Origin of the sequence: Pseudomonas sp. zjy_15, assembly GCF_043101865.1 — a bacterium.
Classification (GTDB): Bacteria; Pseudomonadota; Gammaproteobacteria; order Pseudomonadales; family Pseudomonadaceae; genus Aquipseudomonas; species Aquipseudomonas putida_Y.
Window position 1 is genome coordinate 120,682 of the sequence record NZ_JBICII010000100.1, and the last position, 21,577, is coordinate 142,258.

The following is a 21,577-nucleotide window of genomic DNA, read 5'->3' on the forward strand; positions in this document are numbered from 1 at the left end:
ATGGCCGATTTGAGCTCACAGATCGGCCATACAGACCACTATCTACATCGAGGAAATCACAGTGGAAGCACTGCATCAGAAGATTCGCGAAGAAGGCATCGTGCTTTCCGATCAGGTTCTCAAAGTCGACGCGTTTCTCAACCACCAGATCGATCCGGCGCTGATGCAGCTGATCGGTGACGAGTTCGCTCGCCTGTTCGCCGACGCCGGCGTGACCAAGATTGTCACCATCGAAGCCTCGGGCATTGCCCCGGCGGTGATGACCGGTCTGAAACTGGGTGTGCCGGTCATCTTCGCTCGCAAGCACCAGTCGCTGACCCTGACCGAGAACCTGCTGACCGCCTCGGTGTATTCCTTCACCAAGCAGACCGAGAACACCGTGGCCATCTCGCCGCGTCACCTCAACAGCAGCGACCGTGTGCTGGTGATCGACGACTTCCTGGCCAACGGCAAGGCCTCGCAGGCGCTGATCTCGATCATCAAGCAGGCAGGTGCCACCGTGGCGGGCCTGGGTATCGTGATCGAGAAGTCGTTCCAGGGCGGCCGTGCCGAACTGGACAGCCAGGGCTACCGCGTTGAATCGCTGGCCCGGGTGAAGTCGCTGGAAGGTGGTGTAGTCAGCTTCATCGAATAAACGCGACACCTGCTTCGCGGGCACGCCCGCTCCCACAGGGACAGCACAGGTCTCGAACGCTGTGCCGTACCTGTGGGAGCGGGCGTGCCCGCGAATGGCCGCAACCCTTTTATCTGGTTGCCGCCAGCCCCGCCAACAACAAGCGCTGGTAAAGTTCTTCTTTAAGCCCCTGCGGCTGCCCCAACTGCATCCGCTCCAGGTGGCTTTCATACCCCTCCGGCCCCGGTGCATCCAACGCTGCCTTGCCCAGCTCCAGCACCTCGCTCAGCTTGAACTTGCTCTTCAACCAGTTCAGCGCCCGCAACAGATCCCGCTCTTCGGCCGTAAAGTCGGTGCCCATCGGATACTCCGGGAACAGCCGCGCATGCTGTGCCCTGATTGCCTCCAGACGTTGCGGGGTATTGTCGGTAAAGCGCGCCTCCAGCTGAAAGTCGTCGGCAAGCTTGCCAGCTTCTTTGGCCTGCTTGATCAGGCCCGGCTGGAACCGTGAATCGCTCACCGCCAACAACCGCGCTATCACCTCGCTGTCAGTCTGCCCACGCAAGTCCGCAATGCCGTACTCGGTCACCACGATATCGCGCAGATGCCGAGGAATGGTGCAGTGGCCATAGGTCCAGAACAGGTTCGAGGTCACCTCCCCGCCTGCCTCGCGCCAGCTGCGCAATAGCAGGATCGAACGCCCGCCCTCCAGCGCATGGCCCTGTGCAACGAAGTTGTACTGCCCGCCCACGCCACTGAGCACGCGGCCGTCTTCAAGCTGGTCGGCCACCCCGGCGCCGAGCAGGGTCATGCCGAACGCGGTGTTGATGAAGCGCGCATCACGACGTTGTCGGCGCTTGAGTGCCTCCTGCCCATAGAGCTCGTTGATGAAGCTGATACGGGTCATGGCAAACTGCGCGCGCTGCTCCAGCGGCATCTCGCGCAAGCGCTGGTAGAACGCTTGCGGGCCGAGGAAAAAGCCGCCATGCAGTATTGTGCCCTGCTCGTCCGCCGGGCGTCGTAGCAGCCCTGCTTCAGCCAGCACCAGCAGGCCGTTGACGAACATCTCGCTGCAGCCGTACAAGCCGTGGACAAAGGTGCCCAGGCCCCCTTCTCGCTCGATCAATGCCTGCCACGGTCCGACATCCAGCGCCTTGAGCACCGCACGGTAACCGGCGTTGTCGCCCTGACGCGCCAGCAATGCCGCGGCAACCGCATCGCCCATGGCACCAATGCCGATCTGCAGCGTACCGCCATCGCGTACCAGGCTGCTGGCGTGCAGACCGATGCAGTGGTCCTGGATGCCGACCGGCATATTTGGCGTGGAAAACAACCGGCGTTGCTCGGCTTCGTCGAGCAGCAGGTCGAAGGAATCGATGGGCAGCTCGGCATCGCCTGGCATGTAGGGCAGCTCGGCATGCACCTGCCCCAGCATAAGGATGGTTTCGCCAGCCGCGCGGCGCTTAGCGATCATCGGCAGCAGGTCGAGGGTGATGTCTGGGTTGCAGGCCAGGCTCAAGTGCACGGGCTTTTCGGGGGTGGCGGCCACCAACTGGGCGATCAGGTTCAGGCCTTTGGCGTTGATATCCCGTGCGGCATGGCTGTAGTTGCTGCTGATGTAGTCCTGCTGGGCCGATTCGCTGTGCAGCAGGCTGCCGGGTTGCATGAAGAACTGTTCGACCCGAATATTGGGTGGCAACGTGTCGTTGCGCAGGTCTGCGAGGTAACTGAGCTCTTCGTAGTCAGCGAAGACTCGCTCGACGAAGGGTTCGAGAAAGCGCCGCTGCAGGCCATCGCCCAGTGGCGGGCGGCCGAGGGAAAGTGCGGTATAGATGGTCAGGCGCCGTTCGGGCAGCTCGCGTACGCGGGCGTAAAGCGCGTTGACGAAGGCATTGGGTTTCCCCAGACCCAAAGGCAGGCCCATATGGATATGGGCTGGCAGCCGGGACAAGACCTGCTCGACAGCCTGGTCGATGGAGCAGAGGTGCATGGGGCCTCCTGAAACATCCGTGGGTTCAGGGGTTGGACATGAGCTCAAGCGGGTTGGTTGCCTAGGGCATACTCCGGTCAACCCCATCTTACTTTAAGCGTCTTACTAATTAAAAATGGAAATACCACTTCTTCGTTCACATGAACCTTGTGATACGCGCTCTTATCGATCGCTATCGCATTTTTATGAACATACCAATAGTCCTTACCGCGAACCCAGGACTCAGACTCATGCACGTAAAACCCTACTATAGATCCGTCCTGGCCTGTGTAGTTGCTGGCCGCATCAATATTCGTTGTGCCATAAACGTACGCGCCGTAGGATCCATTCTTTTTATAGCCAGGATCGAGCCCGCTCAACAATGATTGAACATGCTCTTCCTGAGTACCATGCACCATCCTCAATACATAGCCATTCGGCACACTTTTCGGCGATTTGACCACCTTGATCTTGGTATCGGAAGGTATATCACTGTAGGTCTTGGTAATTACTTCGGTTTCAACAACAATCGCCCGGTGCAACTTACCAGACGTCGTAGGCTTTTTCTTTGGAAAAAAATACCTGAACAATCGCGAGATAGGTTTGATTAAAGAGAAATAACCGCTCGGGTCTTCCCGGTTAACCGGGTCTCCTAGGCAGTAGACATAAGAGTTCAGACCACCCGCTGCGAACGGGCTCATGCTGTCCGGGCTAATAAAGCGCATCAATGATGGGTTAAATGCTCGACGACCGTTACCCAGTAGATAACAGCCGGTAACAGGGTCCTGTCGGCCACCATTAAAGCCGAGCACGGCCTGGAAAATCGAGAGATAGCCATAAGGCGAATAGGCCAGATGCCGAGGGGCGCTGCCGGGGATCAGCTTTTGCGGCTGTGTTCGACCGGCTGCATGTTGCTCGGGACAGTTATCGCCCAGATCCATTGTTAGCCACCACTGCAATCAGAAGCGTCAGTGTTCTTCAGAACCCTGAAAAATAGAACTGGTAAAAATGCTAGTTCTCATGGAATCAGGCTCAGCCCGATCGGGGCTTCTGGAGACATCCATGGACATGGCTCTAGCGGGTTGGTTGCCTGTACTGGACCTTTCGCGGGCACGCCCGCTCCCACAGGTTAACCATAATCCTCAGGTTCTGAGGGGGGCTTGTGGGAGCGAGTGTGCCCGCGAAAGGGCCAGCACAGGCACCACAAAAACAAAGCCCGCCATCAACGGCGGGCCTCATGCAATTCAGCTGTAAATCACAGCCCGGACATTTTCTTGATCGCTTCTTTCAGGTCTTCATCCGAGCAGTCTGCACAGGTCCCCTTCGGCGGCATGGCGTTGATGCCGGTAATGGCCTTGGCCAGGATGCCGTCCAGGCCGCCCTGATGGTCGGCGCGTTCTTTCCACGCGGCGGTGTCACCAATTTTAGGCGCGCCGAGCAAGCCGCTGCCATGGCAGGCATTGCAGTGCTTGGCGATGATTTCATCCGGCGTCTTGGCTCCCCCGCCACCTGCTGCAGCGGCCACTTCCATGCCTTTGCATTCCTGACCCTGGACGCATACCTGGCCAACCGGCTCCAGGCGTTTGGCGATGTCGTCATCGGTCGCAGCGGTTGCGCTCATTGCCCAGAGGGCGAATACGGCTGCTGGTACGGCCAGCATCTTCTTGATTTGATTCACGCGAACACCCTCATGGTGGCTAATCACGCTCGCGGCCACGGATCGGCGAGCGTTGAAAAGTATAGCGGGAACCCAGAAGCCGTGAAACGACCCCACACAGGAAAGGGGTATTGCCGAATCAATGCACTGCGCTGGATCAAAAGTTTGAAGGCGTCGCCGCACTGATCAGCCGCGCCGGCTGGTCGAATGGGTTGCGAAAGCGGTGCGGGCGGGTGCTTTCGAAGTAGTAGCTGTCGCCCTCTTCGAGAACGAAAATCTCGTTGCCGACCACCAGTTCCAGGCGGCCTTCAAGCAGGATACCGGTCTCCTCGCCGTCGTGGGTCAGCATTTCGGCACCGGTGTCGGCGCCTGGCGGGTACACCTCGGTCAGAAAAGCGATGGCACGGTTGGGGTGCGACTTGCCAACCAGCTTCATGGTTACCGCACCGTCCGAGATATCAATCAGCTCGTGGGCCTTGTAGACGATCTGAGTGGGGCTTTCGGGCTCCAGCTCGACCGAAAAGAATTCGACCATGGACATGGGAATGCCGCTCAGCACTTTGCGCAGCGAGCTGATAGAGGGGCTTACGCTGTTCTTCTCGATCATCGAGATGGTGCTGTTGGTCACGCCTGCACGCTTGGCGAGTTCGCGCTGGGACAGGCCCTTGAGCTTGCGGATGGCTTGCAGTCGTTCGCCGACGTCCAAAGCTGGAGCCTCCTGAAACAGTGGGAAAGGGGTGGTTGTGAACGATATCATGGCAATGCCGTTCAGTATTTACAACACACCGCCCCCAACCTGTCCGCTTCAGCGTGTCATTCGCCGATGTAGTCCCGTGGTACTCGCTTCAGGTTGCAGAAGATCTGGTACGGAATGGTGCCCGCATGCGCGGCCACCTCACTGGCCAGCACCTGCTTGCCCCATAGCTCTACCGGGCTGCCGACAGCGGCTTCCGGTACGTCGGTGAGGTCGATGCTGAGCATGTCCATCGACACCCGGCCGATCAGCTGAGTGCGCTTGCCGGCGACCAGCACCGGAGTGCCGTTGGGCGCCTGGCGCGGGTAGCCATCGGCATAGCCCATGGCAACCACACCCACGCGGGTCGGCCGAGGGCTGACGAACTTGGCACCATAGCCCACCGGCTCGCCGGCAGGCAGCTCGCGCACGCTGATCACCCGCGATTGCAGGGTCATCACCGGTTGCAGGCGTGCGGCCTCGGCCTGCGCCACTCCGAACGGCGTGGCACCGTACAGCATCAGGCCTGGGCGCACCCAGTCGCTGGGCGCTTGCGGCCAACCCAGCACGCCGGGCGAGTTACGCAGGCTGCATTCGGCGGCCAGGCCCTGTCGGGCAGCTTCGAACACGGCGATCTGCTGGGAGGTGGCGTCAGCGTCCAGTTCATCGGCGCGAGCGAAGTGGCTCATCAACACGATGCGCGAAACCTTGCCACTGGCCAGCAGTCGCTGGTAGGCGTCGTGGTAGTCCTTGGGGTGCAGGCCAACGCGGTGCATGCCACTGTCCAGCTTCAGCCAGGCGGTGAGCGGCTTGTGCAGCGGTGTTTTCTCGATGGCTTCCAGTTGCCACAGCGAGTGCACCACGCACCACAGGTCGTGCTCGGCGATCAGCGCCAGTTCGCTGGCTTCGAAAAAACCTTCCAGCAGCAGCACCGGGGCTTTGATACCGGCAGCGCGCAGTTCCAGCGCCTCTTCGATGCAGGCCACGGCAAAGCCGTCGGCTTCGGCCTCCAGGGCCAGGGCGCAGCGCACGGCGCCGTGGCCATAGGCGTCGGCCTTGATCACGGCGAGGGCTTTGGCACCCGTCAGTTCACGGGCCAGACGGTAGTTGTGGCGCAGGGCCTGGAGGTCGATCAGGGCGCGGGCGGGACGCATGGCGGCTGCCTTATGGTGTTCGGGTTGAAATCGGTGGTGGATTCTTCGCGGGCCTGCCCCTCCCACAGATAGCGCACAGCGTTGAAAAGCTGTGGTGTTCCTGTGGGAGCGGGCAAGCCCGCGAATGGGCCGGCACAGGCTATTACTGCTGGTGAGCCGGCGCGCTTTGCCTGTGCTTGGCCACTTCCCCGCTATTGCCATAACGAGAGATATCCAGGCCTTCGGCACTGATCTGCGGCTTCTTGCGCGCAATCAGGTCGGCCAGCAAGCGACCGGAACCGCACGCCATGGTCCAGCCCAAGGTACCGTGACCGGTGTTCAGGAACAGGTTGCGGAACGCCGTGGCACCCACGATAGGCGTGCCGTCCGGGGTCGCCGGGCGCAAGCCGGTCCAGAAGCTGGCCTGGCTCAGGTCACCGCCGCGAGGATAAAGGTCGTTGACGATCATCTCCAGCGTTTCGCGCCGACGCGGGTTCAGCGACAGGTCAAAACCAGCGATCTCAGCCATGCCCCCAACGCGGATGCGGTTGTCGAAACGGGTGATGGCAACCTTGTAGGTCTCGTCGAGAATGGTCGAAGTCGGGGCCATGTCGCTGTTGGTGATCGGCACGGTCAGCGAATAACCTTTCAGCGGGTATACCGGGGCCTTGATGCCCAGCGGCTTGAGCATCTGTGGCGAGTAGCTGCCCAGTGCCAGCACGTAGCGGTCTGCCGTCTCCAGCTTGCCGTCGATCCACACGCCATTGATGCGGTCACCCGCAACGTCCAGGCGCTGGATGTCCTGGCCGAAGCGGAACTCCACGCCCAGCTTCAACGCCATGTCGGCAAGCTTGCTGGTGAACAGCTGGCAGTCGCCAGTCTGGTCGTTCGGCAGGCGCAGGGCGCCGGCCAGGATGTCTTTCACGCCAGCCAGGGCAGGTTCGACGCGGGCAATGCCGTCGCGGTCGAGCAGCTCGTAGGGCACGCCGGACTGTTCAAGCACGGCAATGTCCTTGGCCGCAGCATCGACCTGGGCCTGGGTGCGGAACAGCTGGGTGGTGCCCAGGCTGCGGTTTTCGTAGTTGATGCCGGTTTCAGCGCGCAGTTCGTCGAGGCAGTCACGGCTGTACTCGGACAGGCGCACCATGCGTTCCTTGTTCACCGCGTAACGGCTGGCGGTACAGTTGCGCAGCATCTGTGCCATCCACAGGTACTGGTCAACGTCGCCCGTGAGCTTGATGGCCAGGGGTGCGTGCCGCTCCAGCAGCCACTTGATGGCCTTCAGCGGCACACCTGGGGCAGCCCAGGGCGAGGCATAACCAGGCGAGATCTGGCCGGCGTTGGCAAAGCTGGTTTCCATGGCCACCGCCGGCTGGCGGTCGACCACCGTGACTTCGAAACCTTGCCGGGCCAGGTAGTAGGCACTGGCGGTTCCGATTACACCGCTACCAAGTACCAGAACTCGCATCGTTTTATCCCTCACACGCGGCGCGCCGCACACTTTTATTGAAATGGCATGAATGAGCGCAGTATAGGAATTTGAGACCAGTGCAATTCACTATATAAAAGCCTATTATTGGCGAGAATTCTCGGCAAAAACGCCTTTCACGGAGGGGCATCCCCTATGAGAACCCAGCACCAGACCAAGCGTGAACTGGACAAGATCGACCGCAACATCCTGCGTATCCTGCAGAATGACGGGCGTATTTCCTTCACCGAACTGGGCGAGAAAGTTGGGCTGTCCACCACCCCTTGCACCGAGCGGGTTCGCCGCCTGGAGCGCGAGGGCATCATCATGGGCTACAACGCACGCCTGAACCCGCAGCACCTCAAGGGCAGCCTGCTGGTGTTCGTGGAAATCAGCCTGGACTACAAGTCGGGCGACACCTTCGAGGAGTTCCGCCGAGCGGTCTTGAAGCTGCCCCACGTGCTGGAATGCCACCTGGTGTCGGGCGACTTCGACTACCTGGTGAAAGCGCGTATTTCGGAAATGGCCTCGTACCGCAAGCTGCTCGGGGACATCCTGCTGAAACTGCCGCACGTGCGCGAATCGAAGAGCTACATCGTGATGGAAGAGGTGAAGGAGAGCCTCTGCCTGCCGATCCCGGACTGAGGCTAGACCAGCACCTGGCGGGTGGTGGCAATGAACTGGTGGACCAACTGTTCAGCGGCGGGGTCGATCATCGGGTCAGGGCCACGACCACGCGGGCAGGCCATACGCGGGGTGGTACCGAACAGCCGGCAGATCATCGGCCGCTCTTCATACACCGTGCAGCCGTTGGGGCCCAGGTGCACGCAGTCCAGGCGCTCCAGAGCAGCGTCCTGCTCCGCCTGGGACTTGCGCGGCAGGCGGGCCATTTCCTCCGCTGAGGTGGTGACCGGGCCGCAGCAGTCATGGCAGCCGGGCTCGCACTCGAATGAAGGGATGAGTTCGCGCAGGAAGTGGATCTTGTGGCGGTTGCAGGACATGGCTGTAATATTTGCGTAACGCTTGTGCTGGATGGAAGCAGTGGACCTGATAATTTTGGCAGTTGTGGGAAAGCCTACTCATTCTACAAACTGACGAGACATCCCCCTTCAGCTAAGCGAGCCCCAGCTGATGAAGAACCACATTCTGTTCTTTTACAGCGGACTGAAGCTTATCGTGCTGAAAAGCACTCGGGAAACACAACGCATCTTCCGGGCATCAGATTTCTCCCTCGCCGAAATTAAGCCCACAGTCACCAATCTGCAAGCTATTGATCATCGGAAAACACCTTTGATGGGAAACTCGGATGGTGCGGGTCGACCATTAACCTTTACTCCTTTTGGCCATATTTTCGCTAACTGCTCAACAAACATTGGCTTCACCGGGGAACGTTTGGATCTTGCCAGTGGATGCTATCCGCTCGGCGCCGGTCGCCGCAGCTATAGCCCTGTGTTGATGCGCTTCCTTAGCGGTGACTCACAGAGCCCGTTCTTCAAAGGTGGGACCAATGCTTATGCCTATTGTTTGAACGACCCCATCAACTACACCGACCCGTCGGGGTGCGCTGGAGAGTTCGGGAACTGGATCAGTTCAAAAGTCCTGCGCCGCCATCACCGGGCCCCGGCTACTCCGCCTCCCTACTCACCAACCCCTCCCGGCGTGCCAGCTCAACCGCTTGGGGCCGCAAACAATGAACAAGCTCCTCCTTCCTACTTTGGCTGGGGGGAAGCTCCCCCCCTGTACGATCAAGATGCGCCGCCCATCAACAGCAGCAATCGATCACGGCCATACAGCAGTACACCGCAGCCAAGGGAGTCGGTTCTGGAACTGCGTGAAGGCAAACTGATAATGGTCAACTCACTCGCCGAGATTACTCAGGCGAAGTCGCAAGCCAATGACCCAGCGCTTTCAGCGACTATCCGCCTCAGTGCATCAAACACGCTGATACGCATGAGTCGCAACAATCTGCCCACACAAACCGACAGCGGAATACTTGCCGCAATCCGTACCGCTCATCAGCTATACGACATTCGTGGTGCCGGCACTATGGATGCGCCTGAGCCAACGCAGGCCTTTGCCTTGCCGGTTGAGAGAGCCAGACGCCCCTGAATGGGCCGTTTGGTTGCCCCCTTCTTGATCCCGAGCTTATCCTCCATTTTTGGCCGATAACAACTCAGGACCTACCCAATGATCCACAGCGCGCAGCACGCCGCCTCCTATTACGCCGCCAGCAGCGCGCCACACCCCGACCACGCCTTCCTGCAAGGCGAACACAACGCCGACGTGTGCATCATCGGCGGCGGCTACTCGGGCCTGAACACCGCCATCGAGCTGGCCGAGCGTGGTTTCTCGGTCATCCTGCTGGAAGCGCGCAAACTTGGCTGGGGTGCCAGTGGGCGCAATGGCGGTCAACTGATCCGTGGAGTCGGTCATGGTCTGGAGCAGTTCCTCCCGGTCATCGGCGAGGAAGGCGTGCGCACCCTGAAGCTGATGGGCCTGGAGGCCGTACAGATCGTGCGCGAGCGGGTAGAAAAGCATGCCATCGCCTGTGACCTGGCCTGGGGCTACTGCGACCTGGCCAACAAACCCGCCGAGCTGCTGGGCTTCGCCGAAGACGCCGAGGAGCTGCGCAGCCTGGGCTATGCACATGAGTTGCGGCTGGTCGGCAAGGACGATATCCACAGCGTGGTCGGTGCCGACTGCTATGTGGGGGGGCTGGTCGACATGGGCTCCGGGCATCTGCATCCGCTCAATCTGGCATTGGGTGAAGCCGCCGCAGCCGCCCGCCTGGGCGTGAAGTTGTTCGAGCAATCCGAAGTCACCCGCATCGACTACGGCACTGAAGTGCAGGTGCATACAGCCCAAGGCCGGGTACGCGCAAAGACCTTGGTACTGTGCTGCAACGCCTACCACAACGACCTCAACCGCGAACTGGGCGGCAAGGTGCTGCCGGCCGGCAGCTACATCATCGCCACCGAGTCGCTGGGCGAAGAACGCGCACGCGCCTTGCTGCCGCAGAATATGGCGGTGTGTGACCAGCGCGTGGCGCTGGACTACTACCGCCTGTCCGCCGACCACCGCCTGCTGTTTGGCGGTGCCTGCCACTATTCAGGCCGCGACCCGAAGGACATCGCCGCCTACATGCAGCCGAAGATGCTCAAGGTGTTCCCGCAGCTTGCCAACGTGCGCATCGACTACCAGTGGGGCGGCATGATCGGCATTGGTGCCAATCGCCTGCCGCAGGTTGGCCGCCTGGCCAGCCAGCCGAACGTGTATTACGCCCAGGCCTACTCGGGCCATGGGCTCAACGCCACCCACCTGGCCGCGCGCCTGCTGGGTGAAGCCATCAGTGGCCAGGAAAGCGGGCGCTTCGACCTTTTCAACAAGGTGCCGCACATCACCTTCCCTGGCGGCAAGCACCTGCGCTCGCCATTGCTGGCGCTGGGGATGCTGTGGCATCGCCTGAAAGAGCTGGCCTGAAAGTCCCCATCCTTGTGGCAGCAACTGTCTTGCTTAAAATCTAAAAGCTGACTAGCCCCCTGTGGGAGCGGGCGTGCCCGCGAACACGGGCGAAGCCCGTGCCATCCTCCGCGACGCCTGCTTCGCGGGCATGCCCGCTCCCACAGGGTCGGTGCAAGTTTCAAGTCTGGGGCACAACAGGCCCTCCAGCGACCACCGTGTCAGTCCTTCCAGAAGGCTTTCCGCCCTTCGATCCGGGCCTGCTCCCAGCTCAGCCCGACATCGCGCAACTCGTCATCGGTCAGCTGCAGCAACGCCCTGCGGGTATGCCAGCGATGCAACATCAGCCCCCAACGCCCCAAACCCTCTGGCGCGTTGAACACCTTGGCCTGCTGCCCGGCTTCCAGTTCCTTGGCCAACAGTTGCAAGCGCACATCGCTCATGCCACCCATCACCGCATCCTCCCGTTCAGTTGTTACCGTGGAGAAAGCATGCGCGTCGGCACCCTCGACAATACAGATCCAATACAGCCTTATTATTCCCATACAGAATTGGCCGCTGGCCGACTGAATGCTGTATTTTCAGCCCAACTGTACCGGTCGCTATGCCAATGCAGCGCAGGAGTATGCCGTGACCCTCTACCTGAATCTCGCCGAAATACTCGGCGCCCGCATCGAGCAGGGCCTCTATCGCCCCGGCCAGCGCCTGCCGTCTGTGCGCGCACTGAGTGAGGAGCACGGGGTCAGCCTGAGCACCGTGCAGCAGGCCTATCGCATGCTCGAAGACAGCGGCATGGTCTTGCCGCGGCCCAAGTCCGGCTACTTCGTCAGCGACCAACGGCAGTTGCCGGCACTACCCGCAATCAGCCGCCCGGCCCAGCGCCCGGTGGACATCTCCCAGTGGGAGCAGGTGCTGGAACTGGTACGAAGCAACCCGCGCCAGGACGTGGTGCAGCTCGGTCGCGGCATGCCCGACATCGACAGCCCTACCCTGAAGCCGCTGCTGCGCAGCCTCGCCCAGTTGAGCCGGCGCCAGGACATGCCTGGCCTGTACTACGACAACATCCACGGTAACCTGGCCCTGCGCGAACAGGTGGCCCGGCTGATGCTCGACTCCGGCTGCCGCCTGGGGCCCGCCGACCTGGTGATCACCACCGGCTGCCATGAGGCGCTGTCATGCAGCATCCGCGCGGTCTGCGAGCCAGGCGACATCGTCGCAGTCGACTCGCCCAGCTTCCACGGCGCCATGCAAACCCTCAAAGGCTTGGGCATGAAGGCGCTGGAAATCCCCACCGACCCGGTCACCGGCATCAGCCTGGAGGCGCTGGAGCTGGCCTTGGAGCAGTGGCCGATCAAGCTCATACAGATCACTCCCAGCTGCAACAACCCGCTGGGCTACATCATGCCCGAAGCACGCAAGAAGGCCCTGCTGAGCCTTGCCCAGCGCTATGACGTGGCGATTCTGGAAGACGATGTGTACGGCGACCTGGCCTATACCTACCCACGCCCACGCACCCTGAAGTCGTTCGACGACGATGGCCGCGTGCTGCTCTGCAGTTCGTTCTCCAAAACCCTCGCACCCGGCCTGCGGATCGGCTGGGTGGCACCCGGGCGCTACCTGGAGCGAGTGCTGCACATGAAGTACATCAGCACAGGCAGCACCGCCAGCCAGCCTCAGCTGGCCATTGCTGACTTCATCGCAGGCGGGCACTACCAGCCCCATGTGCGGCGCATGCGCAGCCAGTACCAACGTGGCCGCGACCTGATGAGCGACTGGGTGACCCGCTACTTCCCGGCGGGGACCCGGATCAGCCGGCCCCAGGGTGGCTTCATGCTCTGGGTGGAGCTACCCGAACATCTCGACACGCTTCGGCTGAACCGCGCTTTACTGGAGCAGGGCGTGCAGGTTGCCGTGGGCAGCATCTTTTCGGCCTCGGGCAAGTTCCGCCACTGCCTGCGCATGAACTTCGCCGCCAGGCCAACGCCACAAATCGAAGCCTCCGTGCGCAAGGTCGGTGAAACCGCCCTTCGTCTACTGGATGAAGAAAGCGTCGACGCGTAACTTTGCGCCGCCCGTCACGGTCAAATCCCTAAAGCCCTTGCTGTACAGGACGGTTCACCTTTGAGACTCCAGCGAGCGTTGCCTCTGCTGCTGGTGTTGTTGCTCGGCCTTGCCGGTTGCACAAGCATCAGCGTGCCCCGCGAAACCAGTCAGGCGTTGCCTGCCAACGACTCGGCCTTTGGCCGCTCGGTGCTGCGCCAGGCCGCGCCCTATGGCGGCCGCTCGGGCTTTCGCTTGCTGCCCAACAGCAACGAGGCCTTTCGCGCCCGTGCTGAACTGATCCGCAACGCCCAGGCGAGCATCGACCTGCAGTACTACATCGTCCACGACGGCCTCAGTACCCGCGCCCTTGTGCATGAACTGCTACGCGCTGCCGACCGTGGCGTGCGCGTACGCATCCTGCTCGACGACACCACCAGCGATGGCCTGGACACCGTCATGGGCACCCTCGATGCCCACCCGAACATCCATATCCGTGTGTTCAACCCACTGCACCTGGGGCGCAGTACCGGCGTCACGCGCGCCGTGGGCCGGCTGTTCAACTTGTCGCGCCAGCACCGGCGCATGCACAACAAGCTGTTCCTGGTGGACAACAGCATGGCCATCGTCGGCGGGCGCAACCTGGGCGACGAGTATTTCGATGCCGAGCCCAACCTCAACTTCACCGACATCGACCTGCTGGGCGTGGGCCCGGTGGCCGAGCAACTGGGGCACAGCTTCGACCAGTACTGGAACAGCGCCCTCAGCCGGCCGATCACCGACTTCCTCTGGCATGACCCGGATGCCAACGACCTGCGTGCCAGCCGCCATCGTCTGGAAGTGTCGCTGGCCGAAGCAAGGACCCAGCGCAAGGCCCTGTACGACCGGTTGATGGCCTATCAGTCGCAGCCGCACCTGGATGTGTGGCGCAACGAGCTGATCTGGGCTCACGCTCAGGCGCTATGGGATGCGCCCAGCAAGGTGTTGGCCGAAGACGAGCCGGACCCGCAATTACTGCTGAGCCAGCAACTGGCACCGGACTTGGCTAACGTGCACCGCGAACTGGTCCTGGCATCGGCCTACTTTGTACCGGGTGAGCCGGGGCTGCTGTACCTGACCGGCCGCGCCGATGCAGGGGTTTCGGTAAAGCTGCTGACCAACTCGCTGGAAGCCACCGACGTGCCGGCAGTGCATGGAGGCTACGCACCCTACCGTCGTGCCTTGCTTGAACACGGTGTGCAGCTTTACGAGCTTCGCCGCCAGCCAGGCGACCCCAGCGCGGGACGATTGAGTTTCCGTGGCAGCTCGGATTCAAGCCTGCACACCAAAGCGATCGTGTTCGACCGACGCAAGACCTTCATCGGCTCGTTCAACTTCGACCCGCGCTCCGTGTTGTGGAACACCGAGGTCGGGGTACTGGTGGACAGCCCGGAACTGGCCGAATACACCCGCGAGCTGGCCCAGCAGGGTATGGCGCCTGCGCTGAGCTATCAGGTGAAACTGATAGGTGACAAGCTAGTGTGGGCGACCGAGGACAATGGCCAACGGCACGTGCTGACGTCTGAGCCGGGTGGGATCTGGCGGCGGCTCAATGCCTGGATCAGCAAGGCGGTTGGCTTGGAGAAGATGCTGTAACTGCGACTTCCGGGGGCCTTGCGCTCCAAAAACCATCAGGCAGAGACCGGCTCGAAGGCTCCGCGCCGCCGGGTCAATACCACCAGCCCTGCAGCCCCGGCCGCCATCAGGAACAGCAACGCATGCCCGCTGATCCACTGGCTCCCCGCACCCGCCAACAACGGCCCGAGCAAACAGCCGATACCCCACAGCTGTGCCACGTGGGCATTGGCACGCACCAACTCATCATCGCGGTAGCGCTCACCGATCAGCACCAGCGACAAGGTGAACAAGCCGCCGGCACTGGCGCCGAACAACACCCACAATGGCCAGATAACCGGCGTGTGCAACAGCAGCGGGATTGCCAGGCTGGACACCAGCAGCGTCACCGCACAGCCAGTGAACAGGGTGCGTCGCGACATATGGTCGGCCAGCGCGCCGATGGGCAACTGCAGCACCGCATCACCCACCACCACGGTACTTACCATGAACAAGGCGATTTCGGTGGTGAAGCCCTGCTGCAGGCAGTACACCGGCAGTAAAGTGAGGATCATCGCCTCGAACGAGGCGAACAGGGCAATGGCCCAGGCAATTACCGGCAAGCGTCGGCAGAAGGCGAACAGGTCGCCAAAGGTGACACTACAGGCCTCCGTGCTCGGTGCTCCACCACGCCCCAGCAGAACCAGCGGCGCGGCCAGCAGCAGACCGGTCGCTGCCCAGAAGCCGAAGTCGTCATCAGAGCCGAGGAAGCCCAGCACCAACGGCCCGGCCAACTGGCTCAGGGCGTAGCTGCTGCCATACAGCGCCACCAACCGGCCACGCCACTGTTCGACCACCAGTTGGTTGATCCAGCTTTCGCCGAGGATGAACACCACGGTCAGAGACATGCCGATCATCAGCCGCAGCAGCAGCCACAACGGGTAACTAGGCAGCAGCGCGAGCAGACCAATCGACATCGCCCCGCCCCACAGGCACAGGCGCATCGCCGAGGGCACGCCAACCCAGCCTGCCAGGCGGCTGGCCAGGCTGGCCCCGGCCAATACACCCAACGCCGGCATTGCCGCCATCACGCCGATGGCGAAGCTGCCGTAGCCCCAGGCCTCCAGGCGCAGGGACACCAGCGGCATGCTCACGCCGAGCGCCAGCCCGACACTGAGCACCGATGCCAGTACGGCGAAGTAGGTACCCCAACGCATTGCAGCCTCCCAGCCAATATTTCTAGAGGCCCATTCGCGGGCAAGCCCGCTCCTGCACGGTCGCGAAGACCTGCAGGAGCGGGCTTGCCCGCGAAAAGGACCTACTGGATTACAGCTTGATCCAGGTCGCCTTCAGCTCAGTGTATTTCTCCAGCGCGTGCAGCGACTTGTCACGGCCGTTGCCCGACTGTTTGAAACCACCGAACGGCGCGGTCATGTCGCCACCGTCGTACTGGTTGACCCAGACGCTGCCTGCACGCACGGCACGGGCGGTCTTGTGGGCCTTGGAGATGTCCGAAGTCCAGATGCCCGCCGCCAGGCCATACGGCGTGTCGTTGGCAATGGCCACAGCTTCTTCGGCAGTGTCGAAGGCAATCACCGACAGCACCGGGCCGAAGATTTCTTCCTGAGCAATGCGCATGGCGTTGGTCACGCCGTCGAAGATGGTCGGCTCGACGTAGGTGCCGCCGGTCTCTTCCAGGGTGCGCTTGCCGCCGGCCAACAGCTTGGCGCCGTCCTTGTGGCCAGCCTCGATGTACGACAGCACGGTGTTCATCTGCTGGGTATCGACCAGGGCACCGACAGTGGTCTGTGGGTCCAGCGGGTTACCTGGTTTCCAGCCTTTCAGGGCCTCTACAACCATCGGCAGGAACTTGTCCTTGATCGAACGCTCGACCAGCAGGCGGGAGCCTGCGGTGCACACTTCGCCCTGGTTGAAGGCAATGGCGCTGGCGGCGGCTTCGGCGGCAGCTTGCAGGTCCGGGGCGTCGGCAAAGACAATGTTCGGGCTCTTGCCGCCGGCTTCCAGCCAGATGCGTTTCATGTTCGACTCGCCCGCGTAAACCATCAGCTGCTTGGCGATCTTGGTCGAACCGGTGAACACCAGGGTGTCGACGTCCATGTGCAGGGCCAGCGCCTTGCCCACAGTGTGGCCGTAGCCTGGCAGCACGTTCAGCACGCCAGCCGGGATACCGGCTTCGATCGCCAGCTGGGCGATGCGGATGGCGGTCAGCGGCGATTTTTCGGACGGTTTGAGCACGACCGAGTTACCGGTGGCCAACGCTGGGCCAAGCTTCCAGCAGGCCATCAGCAGCGGGAAGTTCCACGGTACGATCGCACCGACCACACCCACTGCTTCGCGGGTAACCAGGCCAAGCTGGTCGTGCGGGGTCGGGGCGACTTCGTCGTAGACCTTGTCGATGGCTTCGGCAGTCCAGTGAATGGCATTGGCCGCGCCCGGGATATCGATACTGGAGGAGTCGCCGATCGGCTTGCCCATATCCAGCGTTTCCAGCAGTGCCAGCTCTTCGACGTTCTTGCGCAGCAGGTCGGCAAAGCGGATCAGCTTGGCCTTGCGCTTGGCGGGGGCCAGCTGCGACCACACGCCGGAGTTGAAGGTGGCGCGGGCGTTTTCCACAGCGCGGTTGGCATCGGCCAGGTCGCAGCTGGCAACCTTGGCCAGGAAGCGTCCGTCGACCGGGCTCAGGCACTCGAAGGTTTCACCGGATGCGGCATCGGTGTATTCGCCGTTGATGAAGGCACGGCCTTCGATCTTCAGTTGCTGGGCACGTTGTTCCCAGTCCGCACGGGTCAGGGTGGTCATACGAAACTCCTCCTCTTGTTTAGGTGCAACGCCGCACTGAGGACTCACAGGCGTTGTCAGAATTCTGGCCGGGCGCCGAGCGCACACTGGCAAGCGATACCCTAAACCAGCCGGTGTAAACTATCAATATATTTGACACGGAAGGCTCAAAAGCCTACTGATGTTCATTTTATTAAACAACAACAGGAGCCGAACCATGAGTATTGATAGCATCATCGACTTCGCGCAGGTCATCACCGAAGCTGAACGCTACCGCCCGGCAGCGGAGAAAATTCTCAAGGGCGAGCCGGACCAGGCTGTCTACAACCACTATTCCAGCCCGTGCGGGCAGTTTGCCGCTGGCGTATGGGAAGGTGAGGTGGGCCAGTGGACAGTGAACTACACCGAGCACGAATACTGCGAGATCGTCCAGGGCGTTTCGGTGCTGCGCGACGAGGATGGCGGGGCGAAAACCCTGCGTGCCGGCGATCGCTTTGTAATCCCCGCCGGCTTCAAAGGCACTTGGGAGGTGCTGGAGCCTTGCCGCAAGATCTATGTGATGTTCGAGCAGAAGTAACCACAGCAGTATCTATGTAGCGCAGGCAATTCGCAGGCATGCGTGAGGATGGCCCTGCCCATGTCGGGCCATCCAACTTCAACAGGAAGAACACCATGACCAACGAAGAAGTGCTGCGAACCCTCGCCCACCTGGTCGGCACCCCTTACGCGCCAGCGCTCAAAGACACCATCCGCACCCTTACCGGCCGCACCCGGGTGGTCGGCCCCAACGAAATGTGCACCCGCGAGTACGACGTCGAGCGCATCCAGATCAAGGCCGGTGCCGACCTGCTGATCCAGGGCTTCGACTTCAACTGACCCGGCAGCAGGCATAAAAAAACCCGCCTCCTTTCGGAAGCGGGTTTTTTCAGGTCGCCGATCAATTACTTGATCTTGGCTTCCTTGTACACCACGTGCTTGCGAACAACCGGATCATATTTCTTGATCTCGATTTTGTCCGGGGTGGTGCGCTTGTTCTTGTCGGTGGTGTAGAAGTGGCCGGTACCGGCACTCGAAACCAGACGGATCAATTCACGCATGATGCTCTCCCTTAAACCTTGGCGCCAGCTTTACGGATGTCAACCAGAACGGCGTCGATGCCGCGCTTGTCGATGATACGCATGCCTTTGGCGGAAACGCGCAGACGCACGAAACGCTTCTCGGATTCAACCCAGAAACGGTGGTGCTGCAGGTTCGGCAGGAAACGACGACGGGTTTTGTTGTTTGCGTGGGAAATGTTGTTCCCGGTTACTGGACCCTTACCAGTAACTTGACAGACTCTCGACATGACTCAGCCCTCTAAAACCACATGCCCAACCCGGCATGGGTTGGCCGCTTAATCTCTCAGTCTTTGGCGCCTGGGCGCCGTGATTCTGGAGGCCTTATCGACCGGATCCGCTTATGCGACAGGCCGAGCCCCTAGAAAAGAGCGCTGCTTTATACCAGAAAGACTTGGCTGCAACAACAGTAGATGCACATTGCCGCAAGCCAGAACGCGCCGGGCCAGCATAGCGGCAGGCCCCGCCAGTCGTCGACCGCTCGTCGCAACATTTGCAAAAAAGGGTGTGGTCATTTACCGGCGGGCGCACTAGGGTAGGCCTTTTCCAGACTGCACTGGCAGATGGGCCACTGACAGCCAAGGAGCCACCATGCGTGCCGCCGCACTTTCCTTATTGTTCACTTCCCTGTTCGCCGCCGGCGTTGCCCAGGCCGCTCCGCTGAGCGTTTGCAGCGAGGCCAGCCCCGAAGGCTTCGACGTGGTGCAGTACAATTCGCTCACCACCACCAACGCCACCGCCGACGTACTGATGAACCGCCTGGTGGAGTTCGACGCGGCGCAAGGCAAGGTGGTGCCGAGCCTGGCGACCAGCTGGACGGTATCGGCCGACGGCCTGGTGTATGACTTCACCCTGCGCGATGACGTGAAGTTTCACAGCACCGCCTATTTCAAGCCAAGCCGCAAGCTGAATGCCGACGATGTGCTGTTCAGCTTCCAGCGTATGCTCTACCCGGCCCATGCCTGGCACAAGACTGCGCCGGGCGGCTACCCGCATGCCCAATCGCTGCAGTTGGGCAGCCTGATCAAAGCGATCGATGCACCCGCGCCGAACACCGTGCGCTTCACCCTCAGCCACCCGGACGCCACCTTCCTGGCCACCCTGAGCATGGGCTTCGCCTCGATCTACTCCGCCGAATATGCCGACAAGCTGCTGAAGGCCGGCACGCCGGAGAAGCTGAACAGCCGACCGATCGGCACCGGGCCGTTCGTGTTCCAGCGTTTCCAGAAAGACGCCGTGGTACGCTACCGCGCCAACCCGGACTACTTCGCCGGCAAGCCGGCGGTCGACCCGCTGATCTTCGCCATCACAACCGATGCCAACGTTCGCCTGCAGAAGCTCAAGCGTGGCGAGTGCCAGGTTGCCCTGTCGCCCAAGCCGTTGGACATTGCCGAAGCGGGCAAGGACGGCAACCTCAAGGTGGCCGCTACACCGGCATTCATGACGGCCTTCGTCGCCATCAACAGCCAGCACCCACCCCTGAACAAGCCGGAAGTGCGCCAGGCCATCAACCTGGCCTTCGACAAGCAGGCCTACCTCAAGGCCGTGTTCGAAGACTCTGCAGTGGCAGCCAACGGCCCCTATCCGCCCAACACCTGGAGCTACGCCAAGGACCTGCCCGGCTACTCGCTGGATGTGAAGAAAGCCAAGGCCCTACTGGCCAAGGCCGGCCTGGCAGAAGGCTTCAGCACCACCATCTGGACCCGGCCCTCGGGTAGCCTGCTCAACCCCAACCCCAGCCTTGGCGCGCAGATGCTGCAAGCCGACCTGGCCAAGATTGGTATCAAGGCGGAAATCCGCGTGATCGAATGGGGCGAGCTTATCCGCCGCGCCAAGGCTGGCGAGCATGACTTGCTGTTCATGGGCTGGGCAGGCGACAACGGCGATCCGGACAACTTCCTCAGCCCGCAGTTTTCCTGTGCGGCGGTCGAGTCAGGGACCAACTTCGCACGCTTCTGCGACAGCCGCCTCGACCAGTTGATCAGCGCCGGGCGCACCACCAACGACCAGAGCGTGCGCAGCCGGCTGTACCAGCAGGCGCAGACGCTGATCCAGCAGCAGGCGCTGTGGGTGCCACTGGCGCACCCGACGGCGGCGACCTTGCTGCGCCAAGGCGTCGAGGGGTACCAGGTGAGCCCGTTCGGGCGGCTGGATTTCAGCAAGGTGTCGGTCACCAGGTAAGCCTGTACCGGCCTCTTCGCGGGTAAACCCGCTCCTACAGGACAGCGCCAGCCTGGCAGTTGACGCTACCCCTGTAGGAGCGGGTTCACCCGCGAAAGGGCCCGTACTGACCCTACAAGGCGCTCAGTACTCCCTCAGGCCACAATCCACCCATGCTCGACCATCGACAACGGCTCCCCGTCACCAATGATGATGTGATCCAGCACCCGCACGTCGATCAACGCCAACCCCCGCTTCAACGACAGGGTCAAATGCACATCGTCCTGACTCGGTTCACTGATCCCTGAAGGATGGTTGTGGCACAGGATCAATGCCGCAGCGTTGTGCACCAACGCCCGCCGCACCACCTCTCGCGGATAGACACTCGCCCGATCTATCGTGCCCCTGAACAGGATCTCAAATGCCAGTGGTCGGTGCTTGGTATCGAGAAACAGACACCCGAACACCTCGCTGGCCTCATGCCTGAGCATGGCTTTCAAGTAGCGTCGCACCGCTGCCGGGTTGTCCATGGCAGACTCCCGCTCAATCGACGTTGCAAGGTGCCTGCGGCCGATCTCAAGCAGTGCCTGCAGCTGGCTGTACCTCACCGGGCCCAACCCAAGCTCGCCGACGAAGGCCTCGCGGTCAGCCTCCAGCAACCGGCGCAAGCTGCCGAACTTCACCAACAAGCCTCGCGAAAGCTCCACGACATTACGCCCACGTACGCCTGAGCCGAGAAAAACGGCCAGCAGCTCCGTATCTGTCAGGCTCCCTGCCCCTCGCTGCAACAGCTTCTCCCTAGGCCGTTCTTCCGCCGGCCACTCCCTGATGTTCATTC

At 61.7% G+C, this 21,577-nt stretch carries 22 protein-coding genes; 9 read left to right on the forward strand and 13 right to left on the reverse strand.

Features of this window, described 5'->3' with window-relative positions; genetic code table 11:
• Positions 1 to 61: 61 nt before the first annotated feature.
• On the forward strand, positions 62 to 634 hold the full coding sequence (locus ACF8EF_RS18655) for a xanthine phosphoribosyltransferase (protein ID WP_003253535.1): 573 nt from the start codon (positions 62 to 64) through the stop codon (positions 632 to 634).
• Positions 635 to 743: 109 nt separating this feature from the next.
• On the opposite strand, the gene ACF8EF_RS18660 is transcribed toward ACF8EF_RS18655, so the two are convergent.
• The 6 genes from ACF8EF_RS18660 to dadA all read right to left on the reverse strand — a co-directional run bounded on the left by ACF8EF_RS18660 (position 744) and on the right by dadA (position 7,573).
• A complete protein-coding gene (locus ACF8EF_RS18660; RefSeq protein WP_392461502.1) occupies positions 744 to 2,603 on the reverse strand; it encodes an acetyl-CoA hydrolase/transferase C-terminal domain-containing protein in 1,860 nt (619 codons plus the stop codon).
• 77 nt (positions 2,604 to 2,680) lie between these two features.
• Positions 2,681 to 3,523 (reverse strand): RHS repeat-associated core domain-containing protein, encoded by an 843-nt coding sequence (locus tag ACF8EF_RS18665; RefSeq protein WP_392461500.1) that lies wholly within the window; start codon positions 3,521 to 3,523, stop codon positions 2,681 to 2,683.
• Between the two features lie 314 nt (positions 3,524 to 3,837).
• Positions 3,838 to 4,242 carry a cytochrome c5 family protein gene (locus tag ACF8EF_RS18670; protein WP_176683050.1) on the reverse strand — a complete coding sequence of 135 codons (405 nt, stop codon included), beginning with the start codon at positions 4,240 to 4,242 and terminating at the stop codon, positions 3,838 to 3,840.
• A 154-nt stretch (positions 4,243 to 4,396) separates the two neighbouring features.
• The gene (locus tag ACF8EF_RS18675) at positions 4,397 to 4,945 is read right to left on the reverse strand and encodes a cupin domain-containing protein (protein WP_021785230.1); all 549 of its coding nucleotides are present in this window, start codon (positions 4,943 to 4,945) and stop codon (positions 4,397 to 4,399) included.
• Positions 4,946 to 5,052: 107 nt separating this feature from the next.
• Positions 5,053 to 6,126, reverse strand: a complete 1,074-nt coding sequence (gene alr, locus ACF8EF_RS18680; RefSeq protein WP_392461499.1) for an alanine racemase — start codon at positions 6,124 to 6,126, stop codon at positions 5,053 to 5,055.
• 142 nt (positions 6,127 to 6,268) lie between these two features.
• A complete protein-coding gene (gene dadA / locus ACF8EF_RS18685) occupies positions 6,269 to 7,573 on the reverse strand; it encodes a D-amino acid dehydrogenase (protein ID WP_392461498.1) in 1,305 nt (434 codons plus the stop codon).
• A gap of 156 nt (positions 7,574 to 7,729) precedes the next feature.
• Between dadA and ACF8EF_RS18690 the strand changes: the two genes are divergently transcribed.
• On the forward strand, positions 7,730 to 8,218 hold the full coding sequence (locus tag ACF8EF_RS18690) for an Lrp/AsnC ligand binding domain-containing protein (RefSeq protein ID WP_003253520.1): 489 nt from the start codon (positions 7,730 to 7,732) through the stop codon (positions 8,216 to 8,218).
• 2 nt (positions 8,219 to 8,220) lie between these two features.
• Here the strand turns inward: ACF8EF_RS18690 and ACF8EF_RS18695 are convergent, their stop codons facing one another.
• Complete coding sequence (locus ACF8EF_RS18695) at positions 8,221 to 8,574, reverse strand: YkgJ family cysteine cluster protein (protein ID WP_176682868.1); 354 nt, start codon at positions 8,572 to 8,574, stop codon at positions 8,221 to 8,223.
• A gap of 130 nt (positions 8,575 to 8,704) precedes the next feature.
• On the opposite strand from ACF8EF_RS18695, the gene ACF8EF_RS18700 reads away from it, so the two are divergent.
• Entirely contained in the window at positions 8,705 to 9,682 is a 978-nt protein-coding gene (locus tag ACF8EF_RS18700; RefSeq protein ID WP_392461496.1) for an RHS repeat-associated core domain-containing protein, read from the forward strand.
• Positions 9,683 to 9,760: 78 nt separating this feature from the next.
• On the forward strand, positions 9,761 to 11,053 hold the full coding sequence (locus tag ACF8EF_RS18705) for an NAD(P)/FAD-dependent oxidoreductase (RefSeq protein ID WP_392461495.1): 1,293 nt from the start codon (positions 9,761 to 9,763) through the stop codon (positions 11,051 to 11,053).
• A 200-nt stretch (positions 11,054 to 11,253) separates the two neighbouring features.
• Here the strand turns inward: ACF8EF_RS18705 and ACF8EF_RS18710 are convergent, their stop codons facing one another.
• A complete protein-coding gene (locus ACF8EF_RS18710; RefSeq protein WP_176682871.1) occupies positions 11,254 to 11,484 on the reverse strand; it encodes a DUF1127 domain-containing protein in 231 nt (76 codons plus the stop codon).
• 178 nt (positions 11,485 to 11,662) lie between these two features.
• On the opposite strand from ACF8EF_RS18710, the gene ACF8EF_RS18715 reads away from it, so the two are divergent.
• A complete protein-coding gene (locus ACF8EF_RS18715; RefSeq protein ID WP_176682872.1) occupies positions 11,663 to 13,093 on the forward strand; it encodes a PLP-dependent aminotransferase family protein in 1,431 nt (476 codons plus the stop codon).
• A gap of 60 nt (positions 13,094 to 13,153) precedes the next feature.
• A complete protein-coding gene (locus ACF8EF_RS18720; RefSeq protein WP_209969152.1) occupies positions 13,154 to 14,707 on the forward strand; it encodes a phospholipase D family protein in 1,554 nt (517 codons plus the stop codon).
• Positions 14,708 to 14,742: 35 nt separating this feature from the next.
• Here the strand turns inward: ACF8EF_RS18720 and ACF8EF_RS18725 are convergent, their stop codons facing one another.
• Positions 14,743 to 15,882 (reverse strand): MFS transporter, encoded by a 1,140-nt coding sequence (locus ACF8EF_RS18725; protein ID WP_392461493.1) that lies wholly within the window; start codon positions 15,880 to 15,882, stop codon positions 14,743 to 14,745.
• Positions 15,883 to 15,991: 109 nt separating this feature from the next.
• Positions 15,992 to 17,485, reverse strand: coding sequence for an aldehyde dehydrogenase (locus tag ACF8EF_RS18730; RefSeq protein ID WP_021785237.1), 1,494 nt, complete (start codon positions 17,483 to 17,485; stop codon positions 15,992 to 15,994).
• Between the two features lie 196 nt (positions 17,486 to 17,681).
• Between ACF8EF_RS18730 and ACF8EF_RS18735 the strand changes: the two genes are divergently transcribed.
• Positions 17,682 to 18,041, forward strand: a complete 360-nt coding sequence (locus ACF8EF_RS18735; protein WP_010955786.1) for a cupin domain-containing protein — start codon at positions 17,682 to 17,684, stop codon at positions 18,039 to 18,041.
• A 95-nt stretch (positions 18,042 to 18,136) separates the two neighbouring features.
• A complete protein-coding gene (locus tag ACF8EF_RS18740; protein ID WP_020190325.1) occupies positions 18,137 to 18,340 on the forward strand; it encodes a hypothetical protein in 204 nt (67 codons plus the stop codon).
• Positions 18,341 to 18,405: 65 nt separating this feature from the next.
• Here the strand turns inward: ACF8EF_RS18740 and rpmG are convergent, their stop codons facing one another.
• Both rpmG and rpmB read right to left on the reverse strand, forming a co-directional pair.
• Positions 18,406 to 18,561, reverse strand: coding sequence for a 50S ribosomal protein L33 (gene rpmG, locus ACF8EF_RS18745; protein ID WP_003253507.1), 156 nt, complete (start codon positions 18,559 to 18,561; stop codon positions 18,406 to 18,408).
• 11 nt (positions 18,562 to 18,572) lie between these two features.
• Positions 18,573 to 18,809: a 50S ribosomal protein L28 gene (gene rpmB / locus ACF8EF_RS18750; RefSeq protein WP_003253504.1), complete on the reverse strand. Its 237-nt coding sequence runs from the start codon at positions 18,807 to 18,809 to the stop codon at positions 18,573 to 18,575.
• Between the two features lie 361 nt (positions 18,810 to 19,170).
• On the opposite strand from rpmB, the gene ACF8EF_RS18755 reads away from it, so the two are divergent.
• Entirely contained in the window at positions 19,171 to 20,760 is a 1,590-nt protein-coding gene (locus tag ACF8EF_RS18755; RefSeq protein WP_392461491.1) for an ABC transporter substrate-binding protein, read from the forward strand.
• 134 nt (positions 20,761 to 20,894) lie between these two features.
• Here the strand turns inward: ACF8EF_RS18755 and radC are convergent, their stop codons facing one another.
• Positions 20,895 to 21,575 (reverse strand): DNA repair protein RadC, encoded by a 681-nt coding sequence (gene radC, locus ACF8EF_RS18760; RefSeq protein ID WP_176682877.1) that lies wholly within the window; start codon positions 21,573 to 21,575, stop codon positions 20,895 to 20,897.
• Between the last annotated feature and the right edge of the window lie 2 nt (positions 21,576 to 21,577).

Coding starts and splice junctions, on each gene's coding strand:
- ACF8EF_RS18695 (WP_176682868.1), bottom strand. CDS start 8,574: ATGTCCTGCAACCGCCACAAGATCCACTTCCTGCGCGAACTCATCCCT.
- ACF8EF_RS18700 (WP_392461496.1), top strand. CDS start 8,705: ATGAAGAACCACATTCTGTTCTTTTACAGCGGACTGAAGCTTATCGTG.
- ACF8EF_RS18755 (WP_392461491.1), top strand. CDS start 19,171: ATGCGTGCCGCCGCACTTTCCTTATTGTTCACTTCCCTGTTCGCCGCC.
- rpmB (WP_003253504.1), bottom strand. CDS start 18,809: ATGTCGAGAGTCTGTCAAGTTACTGGTAAGGGTCCAGTAACCGGGAAC.
- ACF8EF_RS18660 (WP_392461502.1), bottom strand. CDS start 2,603: ATGCACCTCTGCTCCATCGACCAGGCTGTCGAGCAGGTCTTGTCCCGG.
- ACF8EF_RS18670 (WP_176683050.1), bottom strand. CDS start 4,242: ATGCTGGCCGTACCAGCAGCCGTATTCGCCCTCTGGGCAATGAGCGCA.
- ACF8EF_RS18705 (WP_392461495.1), top strand. CDS start 9,761: ATGATCCACAGCGCGCAGCACGCCGCCTCCTATTACGCCGCCAGCAGC.
- rpmG (WP_003253507.1), bottom strand. CDS start 18,561: ATGCGTGAATTGATCCGTCTGGTTTCGAGTGCCGGTACCGGCCACTTC.
- ACF8EF_RS18725 (WP_392461493.1), bottom strand. CDS start 15,882: ATGCGTTGGGGTACCTACTTCGCCGTACTGGCATCGGTGCTCAGTGTC.
- ACF8EF_RS18740 (WP_020190325.1), top strand. CDS start 18,137: ATGACCAACGAAGAAGTGCTGCGAACCCTCGCCCACCTGGTCGGCACC.
- dadA (WP_392461498.1), bottom strand. CDS start 7,573: ATGCGAGTTCTGGTACTTGGTAGCGGTGTAATCGGAACCGCCAGTGCC.
- ACF8EF_RS18730 (WP_021785237.1), bottom strand. CDS start 17,485: ATGACCACCCTGACCCGTGCGGACTGGGAACAACGTGCCCAGCAACTG.
- radC (WP_176682877.1), bottom strand. CDS start 21,575: ATGAACATCAGGGAGTGGCCGGCGGAAGAACGGCCTAGGGAGAAGCTG.
- ACF8EF_RS18690 (WP_003253520.1), top strand. CDS start 7,730: ATGAGAACCCAGCACCAGACCAAGCGTGAACTGGACAAGATCGACCGC.
- ACF8EF_RS18665 (WP_392461500.1), bottom strand. CDS start 3,523: ATGGATCTGGGCGATAACTGTCCCGAGCAACATGCAGCCGGTCGAACA.
- ACF8EF_RS18710 (WP_176682871.1), bottom strand. CDS start 11,484: ATGGGTGGCATGAGCGATGTGCGCTTGCAACTGTTGGCCAAGGAACTG.
- ACF8EF_RS18735 (WP_010955786.1), top strand. CDS start 17,682: ATGAGTATTGATAGCATCATCGACTTCGCGCAGGTCATCACCGAAGCT.
- alr (WP_392461499.1), bottom strand. CDS start 6,126: ATGCGTCCCGCCCGCGCCCTGATCGACCTCCAGGCCCTGCGCCACAAC.